19 protein-coding genes are annotated in these 21,147 nt (G+C 47.7%); 15 read left to right on the forward strand and 4 right to left on the reverse strand.

From position 1 onward, the window contains the following. Positions 1 to 159 precede the first annotated feature (159 nt). The gene (locus HP398_RS02525) at positions 160 to 951 is read left to right on the forward strand and encodes an SDR family NAD(P)-dependent oxidoreductase (RefSeq protein WP_173621719.1); all 792 of its coding nucleotides are present in this window, start codon (positions 160 to 162) and stop codon (positions 949 to 951) included. Between the two features lie 102 nt (positions 952 to 1,053). Here the strand turns inward: HP398_RS02525 and HP398_RS02530 are convergent, their stop codons facing one another. Beyond that, positions 1,054 to 2,070 carry an LLM class flavin-dependent oxidoreductase gene (locus tag HP398_RS02530; protein WP_173621720.1) on the reverse strand — a complete coding sequence of 339 codons (1,017 nt, stop codon included), beginning with the start codon at positions 2,068 to 2,070 and terminating at the stop codon, positions 1,054 to 1,056. A gap of 350 nt (positions 2,071 to 2,420) precedes the next feature. Here HP398_RS02530 and HP398_RS02535 point away from each other — a divergent pair, with 350 nt between their 5' ends. From HP398_RS02535 to HP398_RS02580, 10 genes are read left to right on the forward strand one after another with little or no spacing between them, the layout of a single operon-like run. Further along, the gene (locus HP398_RS02535; RefSeq protein ID WP_173621721.1) at positions 2,421 to 2,711 is read left to right on the forward strand and encodes a glutaredoxin family protein; all 291 of its coding nucleotides are present in this window, start codon (positions 2,421 to 2,423) and stop codon (positions 2,709 to 2,711) included. A gap of 58 nt (positions 2,712 to 2,769) precedes the next feature. Continuing rightward, positions 2,770 to 3,789, forward strand: a complete 1,020-nt coding sequence (locus tag HP398_RS02540) for a methionine ABC transporter ATP-binding protein (RefSeq protein ID WP_173621951.1) — start codon at positions 2,770 to 2,772, stop codon at positions 3,787 to 3,789. Positions 3,790 to 3,791: 2 nt separating this feature from the next. After that, entirely contained in the window at positions 3,792 to 4,442 is a 651-nt protein-coding gene (locus tag HP398_RS02545) for a methionine ABC transporter permease (RefSeq protein WP_173621722.1), read from the forward strand. A 30-nt stretch (positions 4,443 to 4,472) separates the two neighbouring features. Further along, positions 4,473 to 5,315 carry a MetQ/NlpA family ABC transporter substrate-binding protein gene (locus tag HP398_RS02550; protein ID WP_173621723.1) on the forward strand — a complete coding sequence of 281 codons (843 nt, stop codon included), beginning with the start codon at positions 4,473 to 4,475 and terminating at the stop codon, positions 5,313 to 5,315. A 24-nt stretch (positions 5,316 to 5,339) separates the two neighbouring features. Next, positions 5,340 to 6,689, forward strand: coding sequence for an LLM class flavin-dependent oxidoreductase (locus HP398_RS02555; protein ID WP_173621724.1), 1,350 nt, complete (start codon positions 5,340 to 5,342; stop codon positions 6,687 to 6,689). Between the two features lie 4 nt (positions 6,690 to 6,693). Continuing rightward, positions 6,694 to 7,851: a M20 peptidase aminoacylase family protein gene (locus tag HP398_RS02560; RefSeq protein ID WP_017248355.1), complete on the forward strand. Its 1,158-nt coding sequence runs from the start codon at positions 6,694 to 6,696 to the stop codon at positions 7,849 to 7,851. Positions 7,852 to 7,855: 4 nt separating this feature from the next. Then, positions 7,856 to 8,641 carry a methionine ABC transporter ATP-binding protein gene (locus HP398_RS02565; RefSeq protein WP_173621725.1) on the forward strand — a complete coding sequence of 262 codons (786 nt, stop codon included), beginning with the start codon at positions 7,856 to 7,858 and terminating at the stop codon, positions 8,639 to 8,641. Continuing rightward, positions 8,638 to 9,306, forward strand: coding sequence for a methionine ABC transporter permease (locus HP398_RS02570; protein ID WP_017248357.1), 669 nt, complete (start codon positions 8,638 to 8,640; stop codon positions 9,304 to 9,306). Before HP398_RS02565 ends, HP398_RS02570 begins: the two co-directional genes overlap by 4 nt. A gap of 41 nt (positions 9,307 to 9,347) precedes the next feature. Continuing rightward, positions 9,348 to 10,196, forward strand: coding sequence for a MetQ/NlpA family ABC transporter substrate-binding protein (locus tag HP398_RS02575; RefSeq protein ID WP_173621726.1), 849 nt, complete (start codon positions 9,348 to 9,350; stop codon positions 10,194 to 10,196). A gap of 27 nt (positions 10,197 to 10,223) precedes the next feature. Next, the gene (locus HP398_RS02580) at positions 10,224 to 10,742 is read left to right on the forward strand and encodes a GNAT family N-acetyltransferase (protein WP_173621727.1); all 519 of its coding nucleotides are present in this window, start codon (positions 10,224 to 10,226) and stop codon (positions 10,740 to 10,742) included. A gap of 52 nt (positions 10,743 to 10,794) precedes the next feature. Here the strand turns inward: HP398_RS02580 and HP398_RS02585 are convergent, their stop codons facing one another. Both HP398_RS02585 and gltC read right to left on the reverse strand, forming a co-directional pair. Further along, positions 10,795 to 11,229: a VOC family protein gene (locus tag HP398_RS02585; RefSeq protein WP_173621952.1), complete on the reverse strand. Its 435-nt coding sequence runs from the start codon at positions 11,227 to 11,229 to the stop codon at positions 10,795 to 10,797. 91 nt (positions 11,230 to 11,320) lie between these two features. Further along, entirely contained in the window at positions 11,321 to 12,223 is a 903-nt protein-coding gene (gltC, locus tag HP398_RS02590) for a glutamate biosynthesis transcriptional regulator GltC (RefSeq protein WP_017248361.1), read from the reverse strand. Between the two features lie 124 nt (positions 12,224 to 12,347). Between gltC and gltB the strand changes: the two genes are divergently transcribed. The 3 genes from gltB to HP398_RS02605 all read left to right on the forward strand — a co-directional run bounded on the left by gltB (position 12,348) and on the right by HP398_RS02605 (position 20,177). Then, entirely contained in the window at positions 12,348 to 16,961 is a 4,614-nt protein-coding gene (gene gltB / locus HP398_RS02595; protein WP_173621728.1) for a glutamate synthase large subunit, read from the forward strand. 126 nt (positions 16,962 to 17,087) lie between these two features. Continuing rightward, positions 17,088 to 18,167, forward strand: a complete 1,080-nt coding sequence (locus tag HP398_RS02600; RefSeq protein ID WP_173621729.1) for a WG repeat-containing protein — start codon at positions 17,088 to 17,090, stop codon at positions 18,165 to 18,167. A gap of 69 nt (positions 18,168 to 18,236) precedes the next feature. Continuing rightward, positions 18,237 to 20,177: a hypothetical protein gene (locus HP398_RS02605; RefSeq protein ID WP_254475790.1), complete on the forward strand. Its 1,941-nt coding sequence runs from the start codon at positions 18,237 to 18,239 to the stop codon at positions 20,175 to 20,177. A gap of 99 nt (positions 20,178 to 20,276) precedes the next feature. Here HP398_RS02605 and HP398_RS02610 read toward each other — a convergent pair whose 3' ends face one another. Next, positions 20,277 to 20,489, reverse strand: coding sequence for a glycine zipper domain-containing protein (locus HP398_RS02610; RefSeq protein WP_026043071.1), 213 nt, complete (start codon positions 20,487 to 20,489; stop codon positions 20,277 to 20,279). A 192-nt stretch (positions 20,490 to 20,681) separates the two neighbouring features. Here HP398_RS02610 and HP398_RS02615 point away from each other — a divergent pair, with 192 nt between their 5' ends. Further along, positions 20,682 to 21,104, forward strand: coding sequence for a VOC family protein (locus HP398_RS02615; protein ID WP_173621730.1), 423 nt, complete (start codon positions 20,682 to 20,684; stop codon positions 21,102 to 21,104). Positions 21,105 to 21,147: the final 43 nt, after the last annotated feature.

Consider the following 21,147-nt stretch of genomic DNA (forward strand, 5'->3'; position numbering starts at 1 on the left):
GGTTTCACTATTTGGCGGGTAAAGCAAGAAATTTGGCGTTGTACGCTAGTTACCGAACGATCCAGACAAAGTACGATAATCTCAATCCGGAGCACAAGGATGTTCCAAGATTAACTTCTAGTCAGCTTGCCGTGAATGGCTACAAAGGAGACAAGTGTTATGGATATGGGATTAAGGAACAAAACTGCTTTCGTTACTGGATCGACGAAAGGTATTGGGAAAGCAATTGCCATAGAGCTTGCCAGAGAAGGCGTCAATGTCCTCGTTAATGGACGAAATGATGAAGAGGTAGAACGAATCGTACATGAATTGAAGTCGCAATTCCCGGCTACTTCTCCTCAGAATGCTACGGCTGATATTGTGGATAGGCTGCAAAGAGAAGCTATATTTGAGAAATATCCCAACGTGGATATTCTCGTTAACAATTTGGGTATTTATGAAATCATGTCCTATGAAGACGTTGACGATGAAGTATGGGAAAAATACTTCCGAACAAATGTCCTTGCCGCTAATGGATTATCTAAATTTTACTTACCGAACATGTTGAAGAACAATTATGGACGAATCATCTTTATAGCAAGTGAAGAAGCGATCATGCCTTCAGGGCAAATGCCTCAGTATTGCATGACGAAATCGATGCTATTATCACTGTCAAAAAGTCTATCTAAACTAACCATAGGAACGGAAGTCACTTCCAATACAATCATGCCAGGACCAACGCTTTCCGAAAATGTATATCAAATCATCGATCGTTTGTTTCCTGATGATAGGGCATTTTCGGAAAAAGAAAAGCAATTTATGGCAGCAAACCTGCCCCAATCCGAATTACAGCGGTTTATCAAGCCTTTTGAAATAGGCAGGCTCGTAGCATTCGTATCCAGCCCTTATGCAACCGCATTTAAAGGTTCACCAATCCGTATAGACGGGGGCATGGTGCCAACTATTTTTTAACAGGTTGGAACAAAAGGGAAGGATAGGAAAAAAGCTGACCCGTTATATCCACACAAGCGGGTCAGCCACGATAAATTCATTTTTGAATCTGTCTTGCGCCAATCAGGAAACAGTCAGTTCCGAAAATGCTTCCCGCAACCGCTCATACGACAGCACTCGTTTTTGAAAGTCTTTGATAGGTGCTGTAATGATGACTTCCTCGATGTCGTACTGATCCTGGATGGCGATGAGCTTTTTACGTACCGTGTCTTTCGTTCCGTGAATGACATTCGCTTCCTTTACCTCAATCGTATACGGCTCGACGGATTGAAGCCCGAATTCTTCCGCCTTTTTCAGACTGGTGACGGTTACGGTTTTTCCGCTTTGCAAATGGATTTTGGCGACCTTGCTTTCCTTTGCTAATTGAGCCGCTTCTTCTTCGGTATCGGCTACGATGACAGAAAGGGCAAGCAGTGCATGCGGATTGGCGATTCTGCCTGGACGAAACTGTTTTCGGTAGGCTTCCATGGCGGCTTGACTCACCGTCTCATCATGGTTGATAAACAGGGCAAATACGTATGGAATACCCCGGGAAGCAGCTAATTCTGCGCTTTCGATACTGGTACCCAATAAGAATAGATCAGCAGGCTCGGGCGGAGTCGGAATGACTTTTAATCCATAAAGGGAATGCGCAGGTATTAGCTCGTCATGGAGAAAGTGCTCGAGTTCTTCAAGTTTTTCTGCAAGAGTTCGGTTGGTTCCTGTGCTCTCCTGTTGCAGTGCTTTTGTCGATAACGGAAGCCCGCCGGGAGCTCTGCCAATACCGAGATCGACGCGACCAGGTGCCAGGGAAGCCAGTACATGGAAATTTTCAGCTACTTTATACGGGCTGTAGTGTTGTAGCATTACTCCACCGGAACCGATACGGATACGTTCTGTTTTCGCCAGCAAATGGGCGATGAGCACCTCTGGTGATGAGCCGACCACATGATCTAAGTCGTGATGCTCAGACACCCAAAATCGGTGATAGCCGAGTTCTTCGGCTTTCTTGACCAAGGCAATGGTATGCAAAAAAGCCTCTGTTGCCGTTTCTCCTTCTTGGATGGGACTCTGATCCAAAATGCTTAGTTTTAGCGTCATGTTGTTGTTCGCTCCTATTCGTAAAGTAAAAAAAATAGAGGCCCCCTGATCGTACGTTTTCATGTACAAAGGGGGCCTCTGGATGTCCAGTCGGCTAATTTCATAGTTATTTGCTAGGATTTTATCGGTAACCCCATTTCATTGTCAATGACTTTTTCAATCCTTGGTAATCGTTTATGCAGTGAAATTAGCTGTTGACGTGGCAAAGCTGCGAATGATAATATCCCAAGTAATCCGATGTGAATTAAAAATGTCGACCAGACAACTGGAGACTTCCTGCCAATGGGTAGGGAGTCTTTTTGTTTTTGGATCGCGCCGGAAGACAGCGTGGGGAGAAGGAGGAGTTGTACATGTCAGCCAAACAAAAAGTGATTGTATGGGGAAGAAGCGGGTGCTCATTTTGTACAGACGTCAAGGCTATTTTACAAGCGAATCAACGCCCTTTCGAATGGATTGATGTAGAAGGAAAAGACGAGCTCCGCGATGTGCTGGAAGTCAAATACGGCACGCGCCTGGTCCCGGTGGTGGAAATCGGCGGGGATGGCAAATACGAAGCATTGCTTCATACAGAACTGGATCAGTTACAATCGCGATTGTCAGTCGGTAGGGGGGATCAACATGGGGAGCGTACAAGCGATTAGGGAGGAGACACATGCATCTCTTCCGTCCAACGGGAAGAAGATTGAACCGATAGAGAGCATGATTGAGTTTCACGAAGTCCATAAATCATATGAAAGTGGCGGCGCGACGATTGAGGCATTAAAAGGTGTTACGCTGAACGTGCACAAAGGCGACATTTTCGGTGTGATTGGCTTAAGCGGCGCTGGAAAAAGTACGTTGCTTCGCACGGTCAATCGATTGGAGCAGCCCACATCTGGCAGAGTGATTGTCGACGGGAATGATTTGTCTGTTTTGTCGGTCAAACATTTGAGGAGCCTGAAGAAAAACATCGGCATGATCTTTCAGCAGTTTAATCTGCTCTCTACGAAGACCATATTTGAAAATGTAGCCATGCCGTTGCGCCTCGGAACCACTTCGCACAAGGAAATCCAGGAACGCGTAGGCGAGCTCCTGTCATTTGTAGGCTTAACAGAAAAAGCGCAGAGCTATCCCAATCAGCTATCCGGCGGACAAAAGCAACGCGTCGGGATCGCACGTGCACTGGCGACCAACCCGTCCATTTTGCTGAGCGACGAAGCAACCTCGGCATTGGACCCGCAAACGACCGCGTCCATTCTGGAATTACTCACAAGAGTGAACGAGGAATACAACGTCACCATTCTCATGATTACCCATGAAATGAATGTCATTAAAGAGGTTTGCAACCGTGTTGCGGTCATGGAGCAAGGCGCTGTCGTGGAACAAGGAAATGTCTTGGAAGTATTTGCGAATCCTCAGACAGAGACGGCTCGCCATTTTGTCAAATCAGTGGTACGTGACGACATTCCATCTAGTGTCTACAAGCTTCTTGAAGCGAATCAAGGAAGATCCAAGATCCTCCATATTCGTTTTATCGGAGAAAGCTCTGGTCAACCGATGCTCTCGCAAGTAGCGAAGCGATTTGCCAGTGACGTCCATGTCCTATTCGGAAACATCACCGAGCTGAAAGGAGTACCATTTGGCAACTTGATTGTCGAATTGCAGGGCAACGAACGGGAAATTGCCCGCGCGTACCAATACATCCTGCAACAAAACGTCACGGTTAAGGAGATTTCATAACGATGGAAGTCACATCCGACCAAGTCATCCAAGCCGTATACGAAACGATTTACATGGTGAGCGTATCGCTCGTGTTTGCGACATTGATAGGCCTTCCACTCGGAGTTTTGCTCGTGGTCACGCGCAAGGGCCACATTTTAGAGAATCCGTTGATTTTTTCGATCTTGAATCCGATCATCAACGTCCTTCGTTCGGTTCCATTTATCATATTGCTGGTGGCAATTATCCCATTGACGAGGCTGATTGTCGGGACCTCTATCGGCACGACAGCGGCGATTGTGCCGCTCGTCATCTACAGCGGACCTTACATGGCTCGCTTGGTGGAAAACTCCTTGCTGGAAGTAAACGCAGGGATCATCGAAGCCGCAGAAGCGATGGGAGCAACGCCATTACAGATTATTTTTCGCTTTCTCATCCCGGAAACACTCGGGTCGATTATTCTCAGCATCACGACAGCTACCATCGGCTTAATTGGAGCCACAGCCATGGCTGGTGCAATCGGTGGCGGAGGGATTGGAGACTTGGCGATTACATACGGATATCAGCGGTTCAGCACCGTGACAATTGTTGCGACCGTCGTCATCCTCGTCGTGCTAGTCCAAGGGATTCAATCATTCGGCAACGTGCTGGCCCGTAAAATTCGCCGGAACTAAGGCAACAGAAGAGACAGGAGAGAACCAGCGATGAAAAAAGTAGCGCTTACCCTACTATGCACCTTGATAGCCATGCTCGCAGTCGGTTGCGGAAAAACAGAGGAACCGACAGGGCTTACAATCGGCATTCGCGGGTCGGAAAGCCGTACGTGGGACTTCGTGAAGGAGCAGGCGGCAAAAGAAGGACTGCAAATTGAATTGGTTTCATTCAACGCGAATGTCAATCCGAATACCGTCTTGCTCGATGGGGAAATCGACGCCAATGCATTTCAGCACGTCGCTTTTTTAGACCAATTCAATACGAAAAACAACTCGCAAATCGTGCCCGTTGGTTCCACGATCATTGCACCCCTCGGAATCTACTCCGATAAGTTCAAAAAAATCGAAGAAATACCGGACAGGGCAAAGATCGCCGTACCGAACGATGACTCCAACTGGGGACGTGCCTTGCTACTGCTCCAAGAGGCTGGACTGATTCAAGTCGTGGACAATTTCGATGGATTTGGCGGGGCGGATAAGATCAAGGCGAATCCCAAGCATTTAGAAATTGTCCCTGTCGATGGTGCAACGACTCCTCGTGTCATGAAGGATGTGGCGGCCTCCATTATCAATAACGGTGTAGCAGTCGAGGCTGGTTTTCTATTAAAAGACGCTGTGTTTCACGAAAGCAAAACGGCGAAGCCATACATCAACGTAATTGCGACGACAAAAGAAAAGGCAAACAGGGAGGACGTAAAAAAGCTGGTGGCGATCTACCAGTCCCAAATCGTATCGGATTTTATCACGGAGACGTATAAAGGAAACTACATCCCGACGCAAGTAACTGTCGAAGAACTGAACGATTTTAAACAATCGTTTAAGTCTAAACCATAACGCGAACGAATGGGAGAAGAGCAGATGGAAAAGCGACAAATTCACTTATCCGCTTACTTAGTTGGTACGGGCATACATGTAGCGTCATGGCGGTTACCGGCAGCGAAAAGAAATGCGAGTATCGACATCGAATATTACAAGCAACTGGCTCAGACGGCAGAGCGTGGGAAGTTTGACATCGCCTTTATTGCAGACAGCTTGGCAGTCAATGAAGCTTCGCATCCGAATATTCTCAACCGTTTTGAACCAATCACGTTATTGGCAGCTTTAGCCGGGGCTACGTCCAAAATCGGTCTCGTCGCGACTGCGTCTACCACGTACCATGAGCCTTACAATCTGGCTCGGCTGTTCGCTTCTGTCGATCATATCAGCAATGGTCGCGCAGGCTGGAATATGGTCACAACGGGTGATGCAACAGGAGAAACGGGGCGCAACTTCTGCCGTACATCCCATGTTCCACACGATCAACGCTACATGCAAGCAGAAGAATTCATCGATGTCGTGCAGGGCTTGTGGGATTCGTGGGAAGATGACGCATTTGTGCAAGACAAAGCGACGGGTGTGTTTTTTGATCCAGAAAAAATGCACAGACTTCATTACAAAGGGCAACATTACACCGTACAAGGACCGCTGAATATCGGCAGGTCCAAGCAAGGACAGCCTGTCATCGTGCAAGCGGGAGCATCGGATCCAGGACAACGACTGGCAGCACGAACAGCAGAAGTCGTCTTTTCGCACGTTAAAGATTTCGAGCGTGCCAAGAAGTTTTATCACAGCCTGAAAAGTAAGCTGCCTGATTACGGTCGCACGCCAGATGAATTGCACATTTTGCAAGGCATTTCCCCGATCATTGCGGATACGAAGGAAGAGGCAGAGGCGATTTATGAGCAGTTGCATGACTTATTGCTTCCTGAACAAGGCTTGCGATTTTTGTCAGGTTATTTAGGCAAAGTCGATTTCAGCAAATATTCGCTCGATACGCCAGCTGCGGAAGTCATTTTTCCAGAAGAGAATGGCATCCAGAGTCATTTCGAATGGATGACAGAGCTGATTCGCGAAAAGAATCCGACCTTGCGCCAGTTGTATGCGCTACTTGAAGGAGGAAGCAATCGGGAATGGATCGGAACCCCTGAACAAATCGCAGACGCGATGGAAAAATGGTTTGCCCAAGGGGCGGCAGATGGATTCATGTTCATCGCTCCGATTCTCCCGCATGGCTTGGAGGTGTTTGTCGACAAGGTCATCCCGATTTTGCAAGAAAGAGGGCTTTATCGCCTCAAGTACGAGGGCGATACGCTACGAGATCATCTGCATTTGAAAAAGCCGCTCAATCGGTTCCAGGTCCGAAGCAAACAATTGACAGAAAGGAGATAGTGCAGTGGGAACAGGCATAGAGGCATTACGATCAACCGAACTGGAGTCAAAGCTGATTGCGATACGTAGACAATTGCATCAATATCCCGAGGTTGCCTACGAAGAGTTCGAAACCACTCGCGCTATTCGTGAATGGCTAGAGGAAGCGGATATTCGTATCATCGATCTCCCGCTGCAAACAGGCGTAGTGGCAGAAATAGGCGTGAACAATAGCGGGCCGATCATTGCCCTACGCGCAGATATGGATGCATTGCCGATTCAAGAGGAAACAGGCTTGCCGTACGCATCGAAAATCCCAGGGCAAATGCATGCTTGCGGTCATGACTTCCACACGGCAGTCATCCTCGGTGCTGCTTATCTATTGAAGCAACAGGAAAAGACACTGGCAGGAACAGTGCGGCTTCTTTTCCAACCCGCAGAAGAAAAAGGAACAGGTGCGAGGCAATTGGTGGAGAGGGGCGCGCTGGAAGGGGTTCAGGCGATCTTTGGCTTGCACAATAAACCTGATCTGGAAGTCGGGACCATCGGGATTAAATCGGGACCGCTGATGGCGAGCGTAGATGGCTTCGAGATCGATGTGGAAGGGATCGGTACGCACGCAGCTATCCCACATGCTGGGGTCGATCCAATCGTGGCAGCTTCGCAAATCGTCACGGCTTTGCAATCGATTGTCAGTAGAAATGTAAGTCCGTTGGATAACGCTGTCGTGAGCGTGACGACCATTCACGGCGGAACGACTTGGAATGTGATACCTGACAAAGTCGTTCTTGGCGGTACGATCCGTACTTTTCAAGAGGAGGTACGTGCGCGAATTCCCGATCGCTTGCGTGCGATTATCGAGGGAGTGGCGTCAGCCTATGGTGCCAAAGTTCATCTGCGCTGGTTTGCAGGACCACCACCTGTTCACAATGACGAGAAGCTGACGAAGCTGTCCATCGATGTAGCAAAAAAGGTAGGCTTGCAAGTCGTAACGCCCGATCCGTCTGCTGCTGGAGAAGATTTTGCTTACTATCAATTGAAAATACCGGGCTCCTTCGTTTTTTTCGGTACATCCGGTACCGAGGAATGGCATCATCCCGGATTTACGCTGGATGAACGGGCACTTTTACCTGGCGCTCATTATTTTGCCGAACTGGCTGCTAGCGCATTAAAGGACAGGTGAACGAATGGTAAACATCCAGAACCTCACGAAATCATACAAAACCTCAAAAGGAGACATCCCTGTTTTGCAGGACATCCATTTACAAATTGAAAAAGGAGATATTTTCGGGATCATCGGGTTTTCAGGCGCGGGTAAATCAACCCTGATTCGTTGTCTTAATCGGCTGGAGGAGCCAGATTCTGGGACGATTGAGATCGGAGGAAGAGTGATTACTGATTTAGCCGAGAAAGAACTGCGACAGGCAAGGCAGAAAATCGGCATGATTTTTCAGCAGTTTCATCTGCTGGATGCAAAAACGGTCTATCAAAACGTCGCTTTTCCTTTGGAGGTAGCTGGTCATCCGAGGCCATACATTCATCAGCGCGTAAGAGAAATAGTAGATCTCGTACAACTCGGAGACAAGGAAAACACATATCCGTCCCAGCTTAGCGGCGGTCAAAAGCAGCGTGTCGGGATAGCCAGGGCGCTGGTCAATTCCCCTGATTTGCTGCTGAGTGACGAAGCGACATCCGCGCTCGATCCGCAGACGACGTATTCGATTCTGGAGCTGTTGAAGGAGATCAACCGCCAGTTAAAGCTGACGATTGTGCTCATCACGCACGAGCTGGATGTGCTTCAGCACGTATGCAACAACATGGCGGTCATCGAAAACGGCAGAATCGTCGAGACCGGGAGTGTGGAGAAGTTTTTCCTTCATCCGGAAAGTGATACCGCTAAGCGATTTGTCCATATTATCGACTATTACCGTGACAAGCGCCATGTAATGGAAGGAGTCGGGGCGGGTATATGAACGCAGATTTGGTTGACTTACTATGGGAAGGATTACTTGAGACGCTTTACATGGTGTTTTGGTCATCCTTGTTCGCTCTTTTGATCGGAATGGTTTTGGGAATCACCCTCGTCGTGACGGAAAAGGGCGGCCTTCTCGAATCACCAAAACTGAGTAAAGTGATCGGGTCAATATTAAATGGCGTTCGGTCTCTTCCTTTCATTATTCTGATCGTGTTGCTACTGCCGTTGTCGAGACTCATTGTGGGAACTTCGCTCGGGCCGACAGCTGCTATTGTCTCTTTATCCATTGGTGCAGCACCATTTTTGGCGCGTATCATTGAAAACTCACTCAAGGAAGTAAGTGCAGGGAAGATGGAAGCAGCCAAATCCGTCGGAGCTTCGCCCATCACAATCATTTTCCGCGTGCTCATTCCGGAAGCGATGCCAGCCTTAGTGCGAGGTGTCACGATTGGGATTATCGGCATTACGGAATTTACTGCAGTAGCTGGGGCAATCGGTGCTGGGGGACTAGGCAGCTTGGCCATTCGCTTTGGCTACCAACGTTTTCGAGAAGATGTTCTCATCGCAACCGTGATCATTATCATTCTGCTTGTCCAAGTCATTCAATGGTCAGGGGATTCGATCGTCAAAGCGATCCATAAGAAACGCTACAAGTTTGAATAAAGCAAGGATTCAAGCTGTATGAAACCAGGGGAGTGGAAAGCATGGGGAAAAAGAGTCTCGTAATGATCGTTGGATTATTTACCGCTGTTAGCTTGGCGGTCGCAGGGTGCTCAACATCAGCCTCCTCTAGCAACAGCACGGGTCAAGCGACAGAACCGAAGAAAGAAGTCACCTTGAAAGTTGGAGCCGCGCCTGTCCCGCATGCTGAAATACTGGAGTTCATCAAGCCAAAGCTCAAAGAGCAAGGGGTGAACTTGGAAGTGGTCGTGCTAGACGACGAGGGGCAACTGAATCCCGCCCTAAAAGAGAAGCAAATCGACGCGAATTTCTTCCAGCACGTGCCGTATTTGGATTCGGTCAAAAATGAACAAGGCTATGATTTTGTCGTCACGACGAAAGTTCACGTGGAACCAATCGGATTCTATTCGGACAAATTGGGTTCGAAGGACGAAATCAAGGAAGGTGCGAAAATCGGCATTCCAAACAACCCGTCCAACGAATACCGGGCGTTGATTCTGTTACAAGAACAAGGCTGGATCAAGTTAAAAGACGGTCTAACCAATTACGCCGCAACTCCGAAAGACATAGCAGATAATCCGAAAAAACTGGAATTCGTAGAAGTAGAAGCAGAAGCAGCTACCTTACCCCGGGTGCTACCCGATCTCGCGGGAGCCGTCATCAATACGAACATCGTTCTCGAAGCAAAGCTTGATCCGAAAAGCGCTTTATTTCGTGAAGGTGCGAATTCCCCCTATGCGAACGTGATTACGGTGCGAAAAGGAGACGAGAATCGGGAAGAAATCAAAAAGCTGGACGCTGCTTTGACTTCAGCCGAGGTCAAAAAGTTCATCGAGGACAAATACGGAGTTGCCGTCGTACCCGCCTTTTAACTCATCGAATGGGAGTGCGCGTGAGGCATGAGAGGAATCCACATAGGCAATCTATGCATTCGTGATGCAAGAGTCGAGGACCGCGATCAGATTGAGGAGCATCTGCTCGAAGCCTACCAGCAATATGAGCAGCATTTATCCACCGTGAAATGGGAGCGATATAAAGAAGAAATCAGGCAATCCGTAACAAACAGTAGGACTCTCGCCTTCATCGTTGCGGTCTTGGACAGCGAAATAGTAGGCAGCGTTCAGCTATTTGTTTCCTCAGAAGCCGCTTATGCCAAGCCAGAACTCGGCATCGATTCCCCCATCATACGGTTTCTGGCCGTTTCACCGAAAGCGAGGGGGCATGGTATTGCAGCACAGCTAATTGCGGAAAGCATCCATCGCATGGAAAGACTAGGAGCAACGACGCTTCATCTCCATACAACAGACATGATGGCATCCGCAATCAAATTGTACGAACGCCTGGGATTTACGCGAGCCATAGAGAAAGACTTTTCAAACGGGGAGACACTTGTGAAAAGCTACTGGCTGCGACTGTAAGGAAGATACACAAAAGTCCTGATGCCACTGTTCATCAGGACTTTGTCTTTGCTTACTCTTTTTGGAACGAACCGAAAATCTCCAGGTAGTGTGCATTGTACATGATGCCGAGGACATTCCCAAATGGATCAAGGACCGAAGCCGTTATGAATCCGTCACCACGCTGGATCAGGGGTTCGTACTCTCTTGCTCCCATGGATAAAAGCTTATCGAGTACGGATTCAATATCGTCGACGTGCCAATACATCACAGCGCCCCCCGGACCAGGTACCGCAGCAACAGGTGCGAAACGGCGGTCAATGAGGCCTAGTTCGTGCTGGTAGTCTCCAATGCGAAACTCGACATAGGCGAGCTGTCCATCCGGTCCAGACCGCTCGAAGTACGGTGCAATGCCCAGTAGTTCCGTGTACCACTTTTTTGCCGCCTGCACATCATCCGCCCAATAACTGATCGTAGCAAAGCCCCGCAAGGTTTGGTTGTGACTCATCATCGAAGTTCCTCCTTTACATGGATGGTACTTCCGATTATAAGGACCAATTACTGACAACAGTCTGTCAGTAGTTTGCCATTCTTTCCCCTTAACTGTACTTACTCAGCACATCAAAAAACTCTTTCAGAAAATGATAAAACAGCTTTTCAGAAGGGGGGAGCTCACGGTTGTTGGGGATGATAATGCCCACTGTTCGCGTCACCAACGGCTCACTGATCGGGATTTTCACTGTCTCACGGGGAACGTTATCCGTTAATGTAAGCTCTGGCAATAATGTGACGCCCAAGCCTGCCGCCACCAAACCTTTAATGGCATCGATGTCTTCCCCTTCAAAAGCAACTTGAGGAGAAAAGCCCATTTGCGAGCAAGCATTGACAGCGATATTGCGAAGGATGAAACCGGGTGGAAACAACACAAAAGTATCTTCCTGCAACTGACTGAGACGCAAGCTCGGTTGCTTGGATAGCGGGTGCTTCGCGGGCAGCAGCGCGACGATATTTTCAGCGAAGAAGATGTGGCTGCGCACATTTTTTTCCTGAGTGGGAACAGGTCCAAGAAAAGCCAAGTCGATTTCACCGTTGATGACCGAATCGATCAGCCCCTGATAAGAGCCTTGCTTTAATTGAAACCCGATGTCCGGATACCGAGCTCGAAAACCGGAGATGACCGTCGGCAGGGGATTGGCGGCGAGGCTGCTCGTAAAACCAACACGAATCGTGCCACATGACGGGTCGAGGAACTCCTCAATCTTCTCTTTTGCCTTCTCGATTTCGTTCATCGCCATTTCGACGTGCTGCAAAAAGATTTTTCCAACTGCCGTCAGCTTGATATTGCGACCTTCGCGGAGGAACAGCGACACACCGAGCTCCTCCTCCAGATTGGCGATTTGCCGACTGAGGGCAGACTGGGCGACGTGCAAATGATGTGAGGCTTCGGTGAAGTGCTCTCGTTTGGCAACCTCGATGAAGTATTGAATCTGTCGTAGCTCCATGAATACCCCCACCTTACCCATTTATCTCGATTTGAGATAGATTTTGCATAAATTATATATTGTTTGTATCGTTTCACTCAATCTAAAATTAACATACCAGAGAGAGCAAGGAGAGTGGAGATACATGACGACACAAGGAATGCCTGCTAAGCAAGGGTTATACGATCCGATTTTCGAACATGACGCTTGCGGAATTGGTTTTATTGCAAATTTGAAATCGAAATCGACGCATGATATGGTCAGAAAGGGTCTGAAAATTCTGTGCCAATTGGAACATCGCGGCGGTCAAGGCAGTGATCCGGAAACGGGAGACGGTGCAGGGATTTTAACGCAAATTCCACACAGCTTTTTCAAAAAGACCTGTAAAGAGCTGAATATCACGCTGCCAGCGCCAGGCAAATACGGTGTAGGTATGCTGTTTCTTCCGATGGATGAGGCGAAGCGGCAAAAGTATGAAGCTCAGCTGGAAGCGATTGTCGCAGCTGAGGGACAAAAGCTGCTCGGCTGGAGAACAGTTCCTGTCGATGCGACGAAAATTGGCAAAACGGCTGTAGCGAGTCAGCCTTATGTCCGCCAAGTATTCATTGGAGCCAACTCGAATATACAGGACCAAATAGCATTTGAACGGAAGCTATACATCATTCGCAAGCAGGTGGAACAGGCAACAGGTGCTGATTTTTACGCCGCTTCCATGTCTTCGCGTACGATTGTCTATAAAGGATTGCTCACACCAGGACAACTGGATGCTTTTTACCTTGATTTGCAAGATAATTCTTACACTTCTGTTTTCTCGGTCGTTCACTCGCGTTTCAGCACGAACACATTCCCTACATGGGAGAGGGCACACCCGAATCGTTATTTGATTCACAACGGGGAAATCAACACCTTACAAGGAAACATGAACTGGATGATGGCTCGTGAAAAAATGTTCCAGTCCGAGGCGTTTGGTGCTGATTTGGCAAAAGTGGTGCCAGTCATTGATATGGCGGGTAGTGATTCAGCGATTTTGGATAACTGTGTGGAGTTTTTCTCGCTGGCAGGTCGTTCCTTGCCGCATGTCGCGATGATGATGATTCCTGAACCGTGGGATCAGGATGAGCGAATCGACGAAAATAAGAAAGCTTTTTACGAGTACCATAGCTGCCTCATGGAGCCGTGGGATGGTCCAACAGCTATTTCTTTCACGGATGGCAGACATATCGGTGCGATTCTCGATCGAAACGGATTGCGACCAGCGAGATACTATGTGACATCAGATGATACGATTATTTTCTCATCAGAGGTTGGAGTTCTCGAAGTACCAGATGAAACGATTGTCCAGAAAGGACGGCTTAGCCCTGGACGGATGCTGCTCGTCGATCTCGAAGAAGGCAGAATCGTATCTGACGAGGAAATCAAGCAAAAAATCGCAAGCGAACAGCCATATAAGGAGTGGGTGAAAAATAACCTGCATGCTATCGAGGATTTACCGGCAGCAGGTCGCACGGAGGAGCTGCAAGGAGATAGCCTGCTTGCGCACCAAAAAGCGTTTGGCTATACCCAGGAGGAAGTCGACAAGGTACTAGCCCCGATGGTTGCTGAGCAGAAAGACCCCATTGGTTCGATGGGCGTAGACACACCACTCGCGGTACTGTCAGATCGCGCACAGCTTTTGTACCACTATTTCAAACAGTCATTCGCCCAAGTCACGAATCCGCCAATTGATGCGCTACGGGAGGCTTGCGTAACTTCGACCCATACTGTGCTTGGCGCGGAAGGAAACCTCTTGGCACCGGATGCGAGCAATTGCCGCAGAATTCGTTTGACCAATCCTTTGATCTCCAATCAAGAGCTGGCGAAGCTTCGCGCGAACCCATACCAAGAGTTCAAGGCGAAAACATTGTCGATACTCTTCCCGGCGCAAGGGGGAGAGCAAGGACTGGAGCTGGCACTTGATCAATTGTTCGCTTCGGCGGATGAAGCAATTGCTGCTGACTACACCTTGCTGATTTTATCAGATCGCGGAATGAATCAAGATTTAGCTGCGATCCCTGCCTTGCTCGCTGGAAGTGGACTTCATCATCATCTCGTCCGCACAGGAACACGTACGAAAGCGAGCATCATCATCGAATCCGGAGAACCACGTGATGTACACCAGTTCGCCATGCTGATTGGTTACGGTGCCGACGCGATTAATCCCTACGTCGCCATCTCAACTGTAAACAATCTGGTTGAATCGGGTAAGCTGAAGGATCTCACCAGCGACGAAGCAGTCGAAGTGTACCTGCAATCAGCTGTAGAGGGTGTCGTAAAAGTCATGTCCAAGATGGGCATTTCGACTATTCAGAGCTACCGCGGCGCACAAATTTTTGAAGCGGTGGGCATCCATTCTACCGTCATCGATCGCTATTTTAGCCGTACGCCTTCTCAGATTTCGGGGATGGGACTGGATGTAATTGCGCAAGAGACGTTGATTCGCCATGCGAAAGCATTTTTGCCAGAGCATTCCGAGGAAGCATTGGAGGCAGGCAGCGATTTTCAGTTCCGCCGTGACGGTGAGTTCCACCTGTTCAATCCGAAGACGGTTCATGCCCTGCAAAAAGCTTGTCGGGAAGGCAGCTATGAGCAATACAAAATCTATGCGGAGCAAGCGACAGCACAACAATTCGTAGCTCTGCGACATTTGCTCGATTTCAAGTCCAATCGACAGCCGATCCCGCTAAACGAGGTAGAATCTGTTGACTCCATTGTTCATCGCTTTAAAACGGGGGCGATGTCATACGGCTCTCTCAGCAAAGAAGCGCATGAGACCTTAGCGATCGCCATGAACCGTTTGGGTGCAAAAAGCAACAGTGGGGAAGGTGGCGAAGATTCGGCACGTTACATCATGGATGAAAACGGAGATTTGCGACGCAGTGCCATTAAGCAGGTCGCATCAGGACGCTTTGGCGTATCCAGTCATTACTTGGTTAATGCCTCAGAGATCCAAATTAAGATGGCACAAGGAGCAAAGCCAGGCGAAGGCGGTCAATTGCCAGGAAGCAAAGTCTACCCATGGATTGCCGAAGTGCGCGGATCGACACCAGGAGTTGGACTCATTTCGCCGCCGCCTCATCACGATATTTATTCAATCGAGGATTTGGCACAGCTGATTTTTGACTTGAAAAATGCGAATCCACGTGCGCGAATCAGCGTGAAGCTCGTATCCAAGGCTGGAGTCGGAACGATTGCGGCTGGTGTAGCGAAAGGTCTTGCAGATGTCATTGTGGTCAGTGGACACGATGGAGGCACAGGCGCTTCCCCAAAATCAAGCATCAAGCACGCAGGACTGCCATGGGAACTCGGTCTTGCTGAGACACATCAGACACTCTTGCTGAACCAATTGCGCGACCGTGTGGTTCTGGAAACGGACGGCAAACTGATGACGGGACGCGATGTCGTCATTGCAGCTCTACTCGGTGCGGAGGAATTCGGCTTCGCTACGGCACCACTTGTTTCCATAGGGTGTGTCATGGCTCGCGTATGTCACCTCGATACATGCCCAGTGGGTGTGGCGACACAAAATCCCGAGCTGCGCAAACGGTTTAAAGGCGATCCGCAGCACGCCGTGAATTTCATGCGTCTCGTTGCCCGTGAAGTTCGTGAGATTATGGCGGAGCTGGGCTATCACTCCATCGAGTCGATGGTCGGGCAGAGCCATGTGCTGAAGATGAGCGACAAGGCAAAAGAACATTGGAAAGCCAAGCACGTTGATTTGTCTGCGCTCTTGTTCCAACCGGATGTTTCCGAGGAAGTGGGCCGCTATCATCAACGCAACCAAGATCACAAGCTGGAAGAAACGCTGGATCGTCAAAAACTACTCAAGCTGTGCAAGCCAGCATTGAATAAACAGCAGCAGGTAGAGGCAAAGCTCGCTATCACCAATACGAATCGCGTGGTCGGTACGATCTTGGGCAGCGAGGTAACCAAACGATTTGGCGAACACGGTCTGCCGGAGGATACAATACGCCTGCACTTTACTGGCTCGGCAGGTCAAAGCTTCGGGGCATTTGTTCCTCGAGGGATCACGCTTCATCTTGAGGGAGATGCGAATGACTACGTAGGAAAAGGGTTGTCGGGCGGCAAAATTTCGGTCGCACCATCGAAAAAAAGCAAATTCACTCCCGAGCACAACATGATTATCGGAAACGTTGCGTTCTACGGAGCGACCTCTGGGGAGGCGTATATCAACGGGATGGCTGGTGAGCGATTCTGCGTTCGCAACAGCGGAGTGACTGCAGTCGTTGAAGGAGTAGGCGACCATGGCTGCGAGTACATGACAGGAGGACGTGTCGTTGTTCTCGGCCCCGTCGGCAAAAACTTTGCAGCAGGCATGTCAGGCGGTACTGCCTACGTTCTGGCGGAGGATAAAGAGCAGTTTGCTGCTACGTGCAATCAGGAGATGGTACTCCTGGAGACACTGGAAGATCAACGGGAAATCGCTCGAGTCAAACGCTTGCTAGAAAACCACGTCAGCCACACAGGCAGCCGTCATGCACAAGCTTTGCTCGATGAGTGGGAACGTACCGTCCAACAGTTTGTCAAAGTCATTCCAAAAGATTACAAGCAAATCGTCTCCACGATGGAGGAGTTGGAGAAATCCGGTATGAAGCGTCAAGAGGCGATTTTGGCCGCTTTTGAGATGAGCCAGAAGAAAGGCGATGCCAAAGCACCGAAAAAGAAAGCGCCCGAGCAATCCTTTGTCTCTGTGGGCAAATAAGGAGAAAAGCCGATGACTTATGTTGTGAGTCGTCGGCTTTTCTTTTGGTAACCAATCCCTTGTCCATGACGTCATAGGATTAGGTATTAGATTTTGCTAATAAGCTAGCGAAAGAAGGGATCATGGATGAAACGATTCACCATCATGGCTGTATCCATCGCTGCTCTGCTATTTTCGCCAGTCATCGCCAACGCCAAGGAAGGCGTGATCAACAGCAAGGGAGAATGGATCGTGGCACCTACGTTCGAGGAAGTGAAGGACACGGGTGGACTCTACGCTGCAACACCGGGAGACAGTCCAGCCAACCAATCCTGGGGTTTCATTAATCAAAGAGGAAAGTGGGTAATTAAGCCTCAATTCTCGTACGTGGGTTCCTTCGCTGCAAACGGACTTGCGCCTGCTGCACAAAACCTGAAATACGGTTACATCAATAAAAAGGGACAGTGGGTCATCAAGCCACAGTTTGACTATGCCGCCGATTTTTCCGCGAATGGACTCGCTGAGGCCCGCATAAAAGGAAACACGGAATACGGTAAGATCGGTTATATCAACGGCAAGGGACATTGGGTCATCAAACCGCAGTTTCATCCTATCGAGCAAGAGAAGTCCATGGTTGTGGACCGTTCCTTTTCCGCGAATGGGTTAGCCTGGGCATACAAGGATGGAAAAGTCGGCTTTATCAATACAAAGGGCCAATGGGCGATCAAATCGCAGTTCACCTATGCGAGTTCGTTCAGTGCAGAGGGCTTGGCAGTTGCGGATCAGAATGGAAAATTAGGCTATATGGACGGGAAAGCAAGTTGGGTGATCAAACCACAATTTGAGCAAGCTAACAAATTCGTCAACGGGATAGCCAAGGTGATGATCAATGGCAAGCTGGCTTATATCAATAAAAACGGAAAAATTTTGCTCAAAACCGCCTATACAGATGCAGGCGACTTCCATCAAGGTCTGGCGTGGATTTTGTCAAACGGGAAGGTTGGTTATATAGACACCAAGGGAAAACTAGTGATTAAGCCTAGCTTTGAACCCGATTATGGAATGGATACAAGAGCAGGCGACTTTCAGTCAAATGGCTTGGCACCGGCCTTGTTGAACGGTAAATGGGGCTTTATCAACAAAAAAGGAGTATGGGTCATGAAACCTCAGTTTGCTTGGGTGAGGAGCATTTCTCCCGCTGGCTTTGCTGTGGTCGGTGTCCAGTAGCGTTTTTTTTCAATCGGATTGGGAAAGAAGACAGAATTTGATATGATATGATAAGAAAAGATTCGATAAATGATCGTACTGGCAGGTGATGTGATGTTTTTCCAGAATCAAGATTCGCAATCAAGTTATCGACAAACCCCTGAAAATTCTTCTCTATCCCCAAACTCTAAAAACTCAACGCCACATGTCTTACAGCTCGCCAAAAAAGTCGGAAATAAAGCCATGATCCATTTACTCCAAAAGCAAAAAAATAACCAACTTGTGATACAAGGCAAATTCAAGGGTATTGAACCAACCGATTACACAACAGATGAGTATGATAACGATCCGGAAAATGAAGGTCAATTTACTGCTGTGCGAGCAGATAAAGGCCTCCCCACCTTTTTTGGCGTGTTGAAAGATACATATGGTGAGGACAACGTAAATAAACGATTCTTTTCCAAGACAGTTGAATTAGGAGATACATGTGATCGTCCTCATTCTGTTTCTGCTATCGTAAAAAAAGGCACATCGAGAAAAGATCGTAAAGGCGATTCTTTTGTAAGTGCGATCGGCAATTTGGGTACAGAAGAGCGATTGCTACGGGATGGAAAAAATGATGCAGCCAAAACCGCATACGATGGGGGACACTTGGTCGGTTATCAGATTGTACGAGGAATCGAAGCGAACCAAGCGTGGAATATAGCCCCGCAAGATGTGAAAAACAACGAGCATTCCTATAATAATACGATTGAAAAAATGCTACGTGGAGCGGGAAAAGGTACAGAGTATGTGTACAACGTTGAAGTGAAATACGATCAATGGAACTTTAGTGTGGATCAAGAACAATTGGTAAAATTAGGTGCATTGAAACAGGTTGATTCAACGAAGCCATGGGAAATTCAGCTGCCAGTCAGAATTCCGTTTAAATGGGATGCGAAGGCGGATATGACCAAGACAGATAAAAAGAATTGGAAATTTAGTAGTCCAACAAAGGGTGAATCTTCTTTCGAACAATTTTCTCAAACAATGGATGAAGGAAATTTGGATTTTACGAGAAAAAGTCACACAGCAAGATTCAATCTTGCATTTTCCGATAAGGACGGAAATGAGGAGCTCTATGACATTGATTCCAATAATTTCGATGCTAAGAAAGTGAAAGGGATTCGCTACTCCATGCATCAATCTTTACCTACAGATTTTTTGAAAAATCAAAATCCGGTAGATTGGATGGGGAACGAAGCAAATAAAATTGCTCATTTTGGTGAGGTTACAAAAGGGAAAGCTTCGTCCACCAATATTTTGGAAATCATGTCAGCTAAACTGAAGCGAAACAAAATTCTTATCGATGAGATTGAAGAAATTGACGATGTAAAGAAGCCAGAAAAAATGAGATTTATTCCAGAAGGGATTTCCCATCTAGACGAACGTGACGAGAAAAAATGTGTATTTATTTATCAATTAGATAAAAACAAAATTCGAAACGAATACATGGCACTTAAGAAAATAGAGGCGGATTACTACCCATTTTTTGATGTACAACAAGAAGAAGAGGAAAGGTTTGAGAAAGAAAAGGAGGACTTCGATACCATAGCAGATGAGTTCGCTACATGGATGGAGGAATTAGACAAAAAAGAAGAGGATGAGATTGAAAGTATTCAGCAAAAAATGGCCCAGTATAGCAAAATACTAGAGGCACAGACCCTAGCTCTGACACGGATAAAAAACCATCGGATAGGAAGGAATTTATACCAGGAAACAGTAGAAGAGATCTATCCACAATATAAAGAGAAAATATCGCGCAGCTTACAAGTATTACGATCGATAACTGGTTATGATTCTGACATCGAATATCATGATAGTAAAAACAAAATGAATATGAATGGGAAAAGAACACTGGAGGCTAGGGAAGATAAGCGTAAAAAAAGTAAAGATGATAAGGAACAACAAGAAGAATATAAAAAGATGATCGAATTAGCAACAAGCAAGTATAAGCGAAAATCAGTAGAAGATTATTTAAATAAGAAGTAATGAGGAGTAAGGCAATAGACATGTGCGGGAAGTAATGGGAACGAGGTGCAGGTTTTTGCACCCGCACCTCGTAATTGTCATACATAGATGAAGCTTGCTTTATTCTGCTCGGTCTCTATCGGCCTCATTATTCGCAACATCCCATGTGTCATTGCCGTCAGCCGCTACATTCTCTCCCATTTCGTTGCCAAGTGCACCCCCGGCAACCGCACCTGCAATGGTACCAAGCGGCCCTAAAATAGAACCTACGGCAGCACCTACTGCCGCACCGCCAACTGTTCCTACTGCTTCAGAAGCTCCACTGCCTGACATGTTTGCTTCGTTGTTGTCAACGTTGTCAACAGCATCGTTGTGATTGCGTTCGTTGTTAGTAGTCAAGATTGTCACTCCCTCGATTAGTGTTGGGAAGTTCTGCTATATCAAACGTGCAGCCCCAAGGCATAGGATGCCCCAAACAAATCATTTCATTCCAAAAATAACCTTGAAGCTGGAGGTATTGAGCAAATGATTCAATCCATCGTCCATATCGCGCTAGTGGTCAAAGATTATGATGAAGCCATTGCGTTTTATACCCAGAAGCTCCATTTTACCTTAGTAGAAGATACGTATCAGGCAGAACAGGATAAGCGGTGGGTTGTCGTAGCTCCACCTGGTTCTGTTGGCACTACGATCTTGCTTGCCAAAGCATCCAAACCTGAGCAAGAGCGGTTTATCGGGAATCAGGCTGGCGGGAGAGTGTTTCTCTTTTTAAACACAGATGATTTTTGGAGAGATTATCATGAGATGGTCGCAAAAGGAATCCAATTTGTGAGAGAGCCAAGCGAACAGCCGTATGGAATGGTGGCGGTCTTTCAGGATTTATATGGCAACCTGTGGGATTTGCTAGAACTGAATGAAGATCATCCAATTGCCAAACGAATGAAGTAGTGAGTTACCCAGCCAGACAAAAAACAGGTCTTACCTCCAGTGA

The sequence above is a fragment of the Brevibacillus sp. HB1.4B genome (genome assembly GCF_013284285.1).
In the GTDB taxonomy this organism is placed as follows: Bacteria; Bacillota; Bacilli; order Brevibacillales; family Brevibacillaceae; genus Brevibacillus; species Brevibacillus porteri.

What these genes read in the sequence shown, in the direction of transcription:
- gltB (WP_173621728.1), top strand. Translation starts at nt 12,348, where the DNA reads ATGACGACACAAGGAATGCCTGCTAAGCAAGGGTTATACGATCCGATT.
- HP398_RS02555 (WP_173621724.1), top strand. Translation starts at nt 5,340, where the DNA reads ATGGAAAAGCGACAAATTCACTTATCCGCTTACTTAGTTGGTACGGGC.
- HP398_RS02545 (WP_173621722.1), top strand. Translation starts at nt 3,792, where the DNA reads ATGGAAGTCACATCCGACCAAGTCATCCAAGCCGTATACGAAACGATT.
- HP398_RS02615 (WP_173621730.1), top strand. Translation starts at nt 20,682, where the DNA reads ATGATTCAATCCATCGTCCATATCGCGCTAGTGGTCAAAGATTATGAT.
- HP398_RS02605 (WP_254475790.1), top strand. Translation starts at nt 18,237, where the DNA reads ATGATCGTACTGGCAGGTGATGTGATGTTTTTCCAGAATCAAGATTCG.
- HP398_RS02600 (WP_173621729.1), top strand. Translation starts at nt 17,088, where the DNA reads ATGAAACGATTCACCATCATGGCTGTATCCATCGCTGCTCTGCTATTT.
- HP398_RS02540 (WP_173621951.1), top strand. Translation starts at nt 2,770, where the DNA reads ATGATTGAGTTTCACGAAGTCCATAAATCATATGAAAGTGGCGGCGCG.
- HP398_RS02525 (WP_173621719.1), top strand. Translation starts at nt 160, where the DNA reads ATGGATATGGGATTAAGGAACAAAACTGCTTTCGTTACTGGATCGACG.
- HP398_RS02535 (WP_173621721.1), top strand. Translation starts at nt 2,421, where the DNA reads ATGTCAGCCAAACAAAAAGTGATTGTATGGGGAAGAAGCGGGTGCTCA.
- HP398_RS02580 (WP_173621727.1), top strand. Translation starts at nt 10,224, where the DNA reads ATGAGAGGAATCCACATAGGCAATCTATGCATTCGTGATGCAAGAGTC.
- HP398_RS02550 (WP_173621723.1), top strand. Translation starts at nt 4,473, where the DNA reads ATGAAAAAAGTAGCGCTTACCCTACTATGCACCTTGATAGCCATGCTC.
- HP398_RS02530 (WP_173621720.1), bottom strand. Translation starts at nt 2,070, where the DNA reads ATGACGCTAAAACTAAGCATTTTGGATCAGAGTCCCATCCAAGAAGGA.
- gltC (WP_017248361.1), bottom strand. Translation starts at nt 12,223, where the DNA reads ATGGAGCTACGACAGATTCAATACTTCATCGAGGTTGCCAAACGAGAG.
- HP398_RS02575 (WP_173621726.1), top strand. Translation starts at nt 9,348, where the DNA reads ATGGGGAAAAAGAGTCTCGTAATGATCGTTGGATTATTTACCGCTGTT.
- HP398_RS02565 (WP_173621725.1), top strand. Translation starts at nt 7,856, where the DNA reads ATGGTAAACATCCAGAACCTCACGAAATCATACAAAACCTCAAAAGGA.
- HP398_RS02585 (WP_173621952.1), bottom strand. Translation starts at nt 11,229, where the DNA reads ATGAGTCACAACCAAACCTTGCGGGGCTTTGCTACGATCAGTTATTGG.
- HP398_RS02610 (WP_026043071.1), bottom strand. Translation starts at nt 20,489, where the DNA reads ATGTCAGGCAGTGGAGCTTCTGAAGCAGTAGGAACAGTTGGCGGTGCG.
- HP398_RS02570 (WP_017248357.1), top strand. Translation starts at nt 8,638, where the DNA reads ATGAACGCAGATTTGGTTGACTTACTATGGGAAGGATTACTTGAGACG.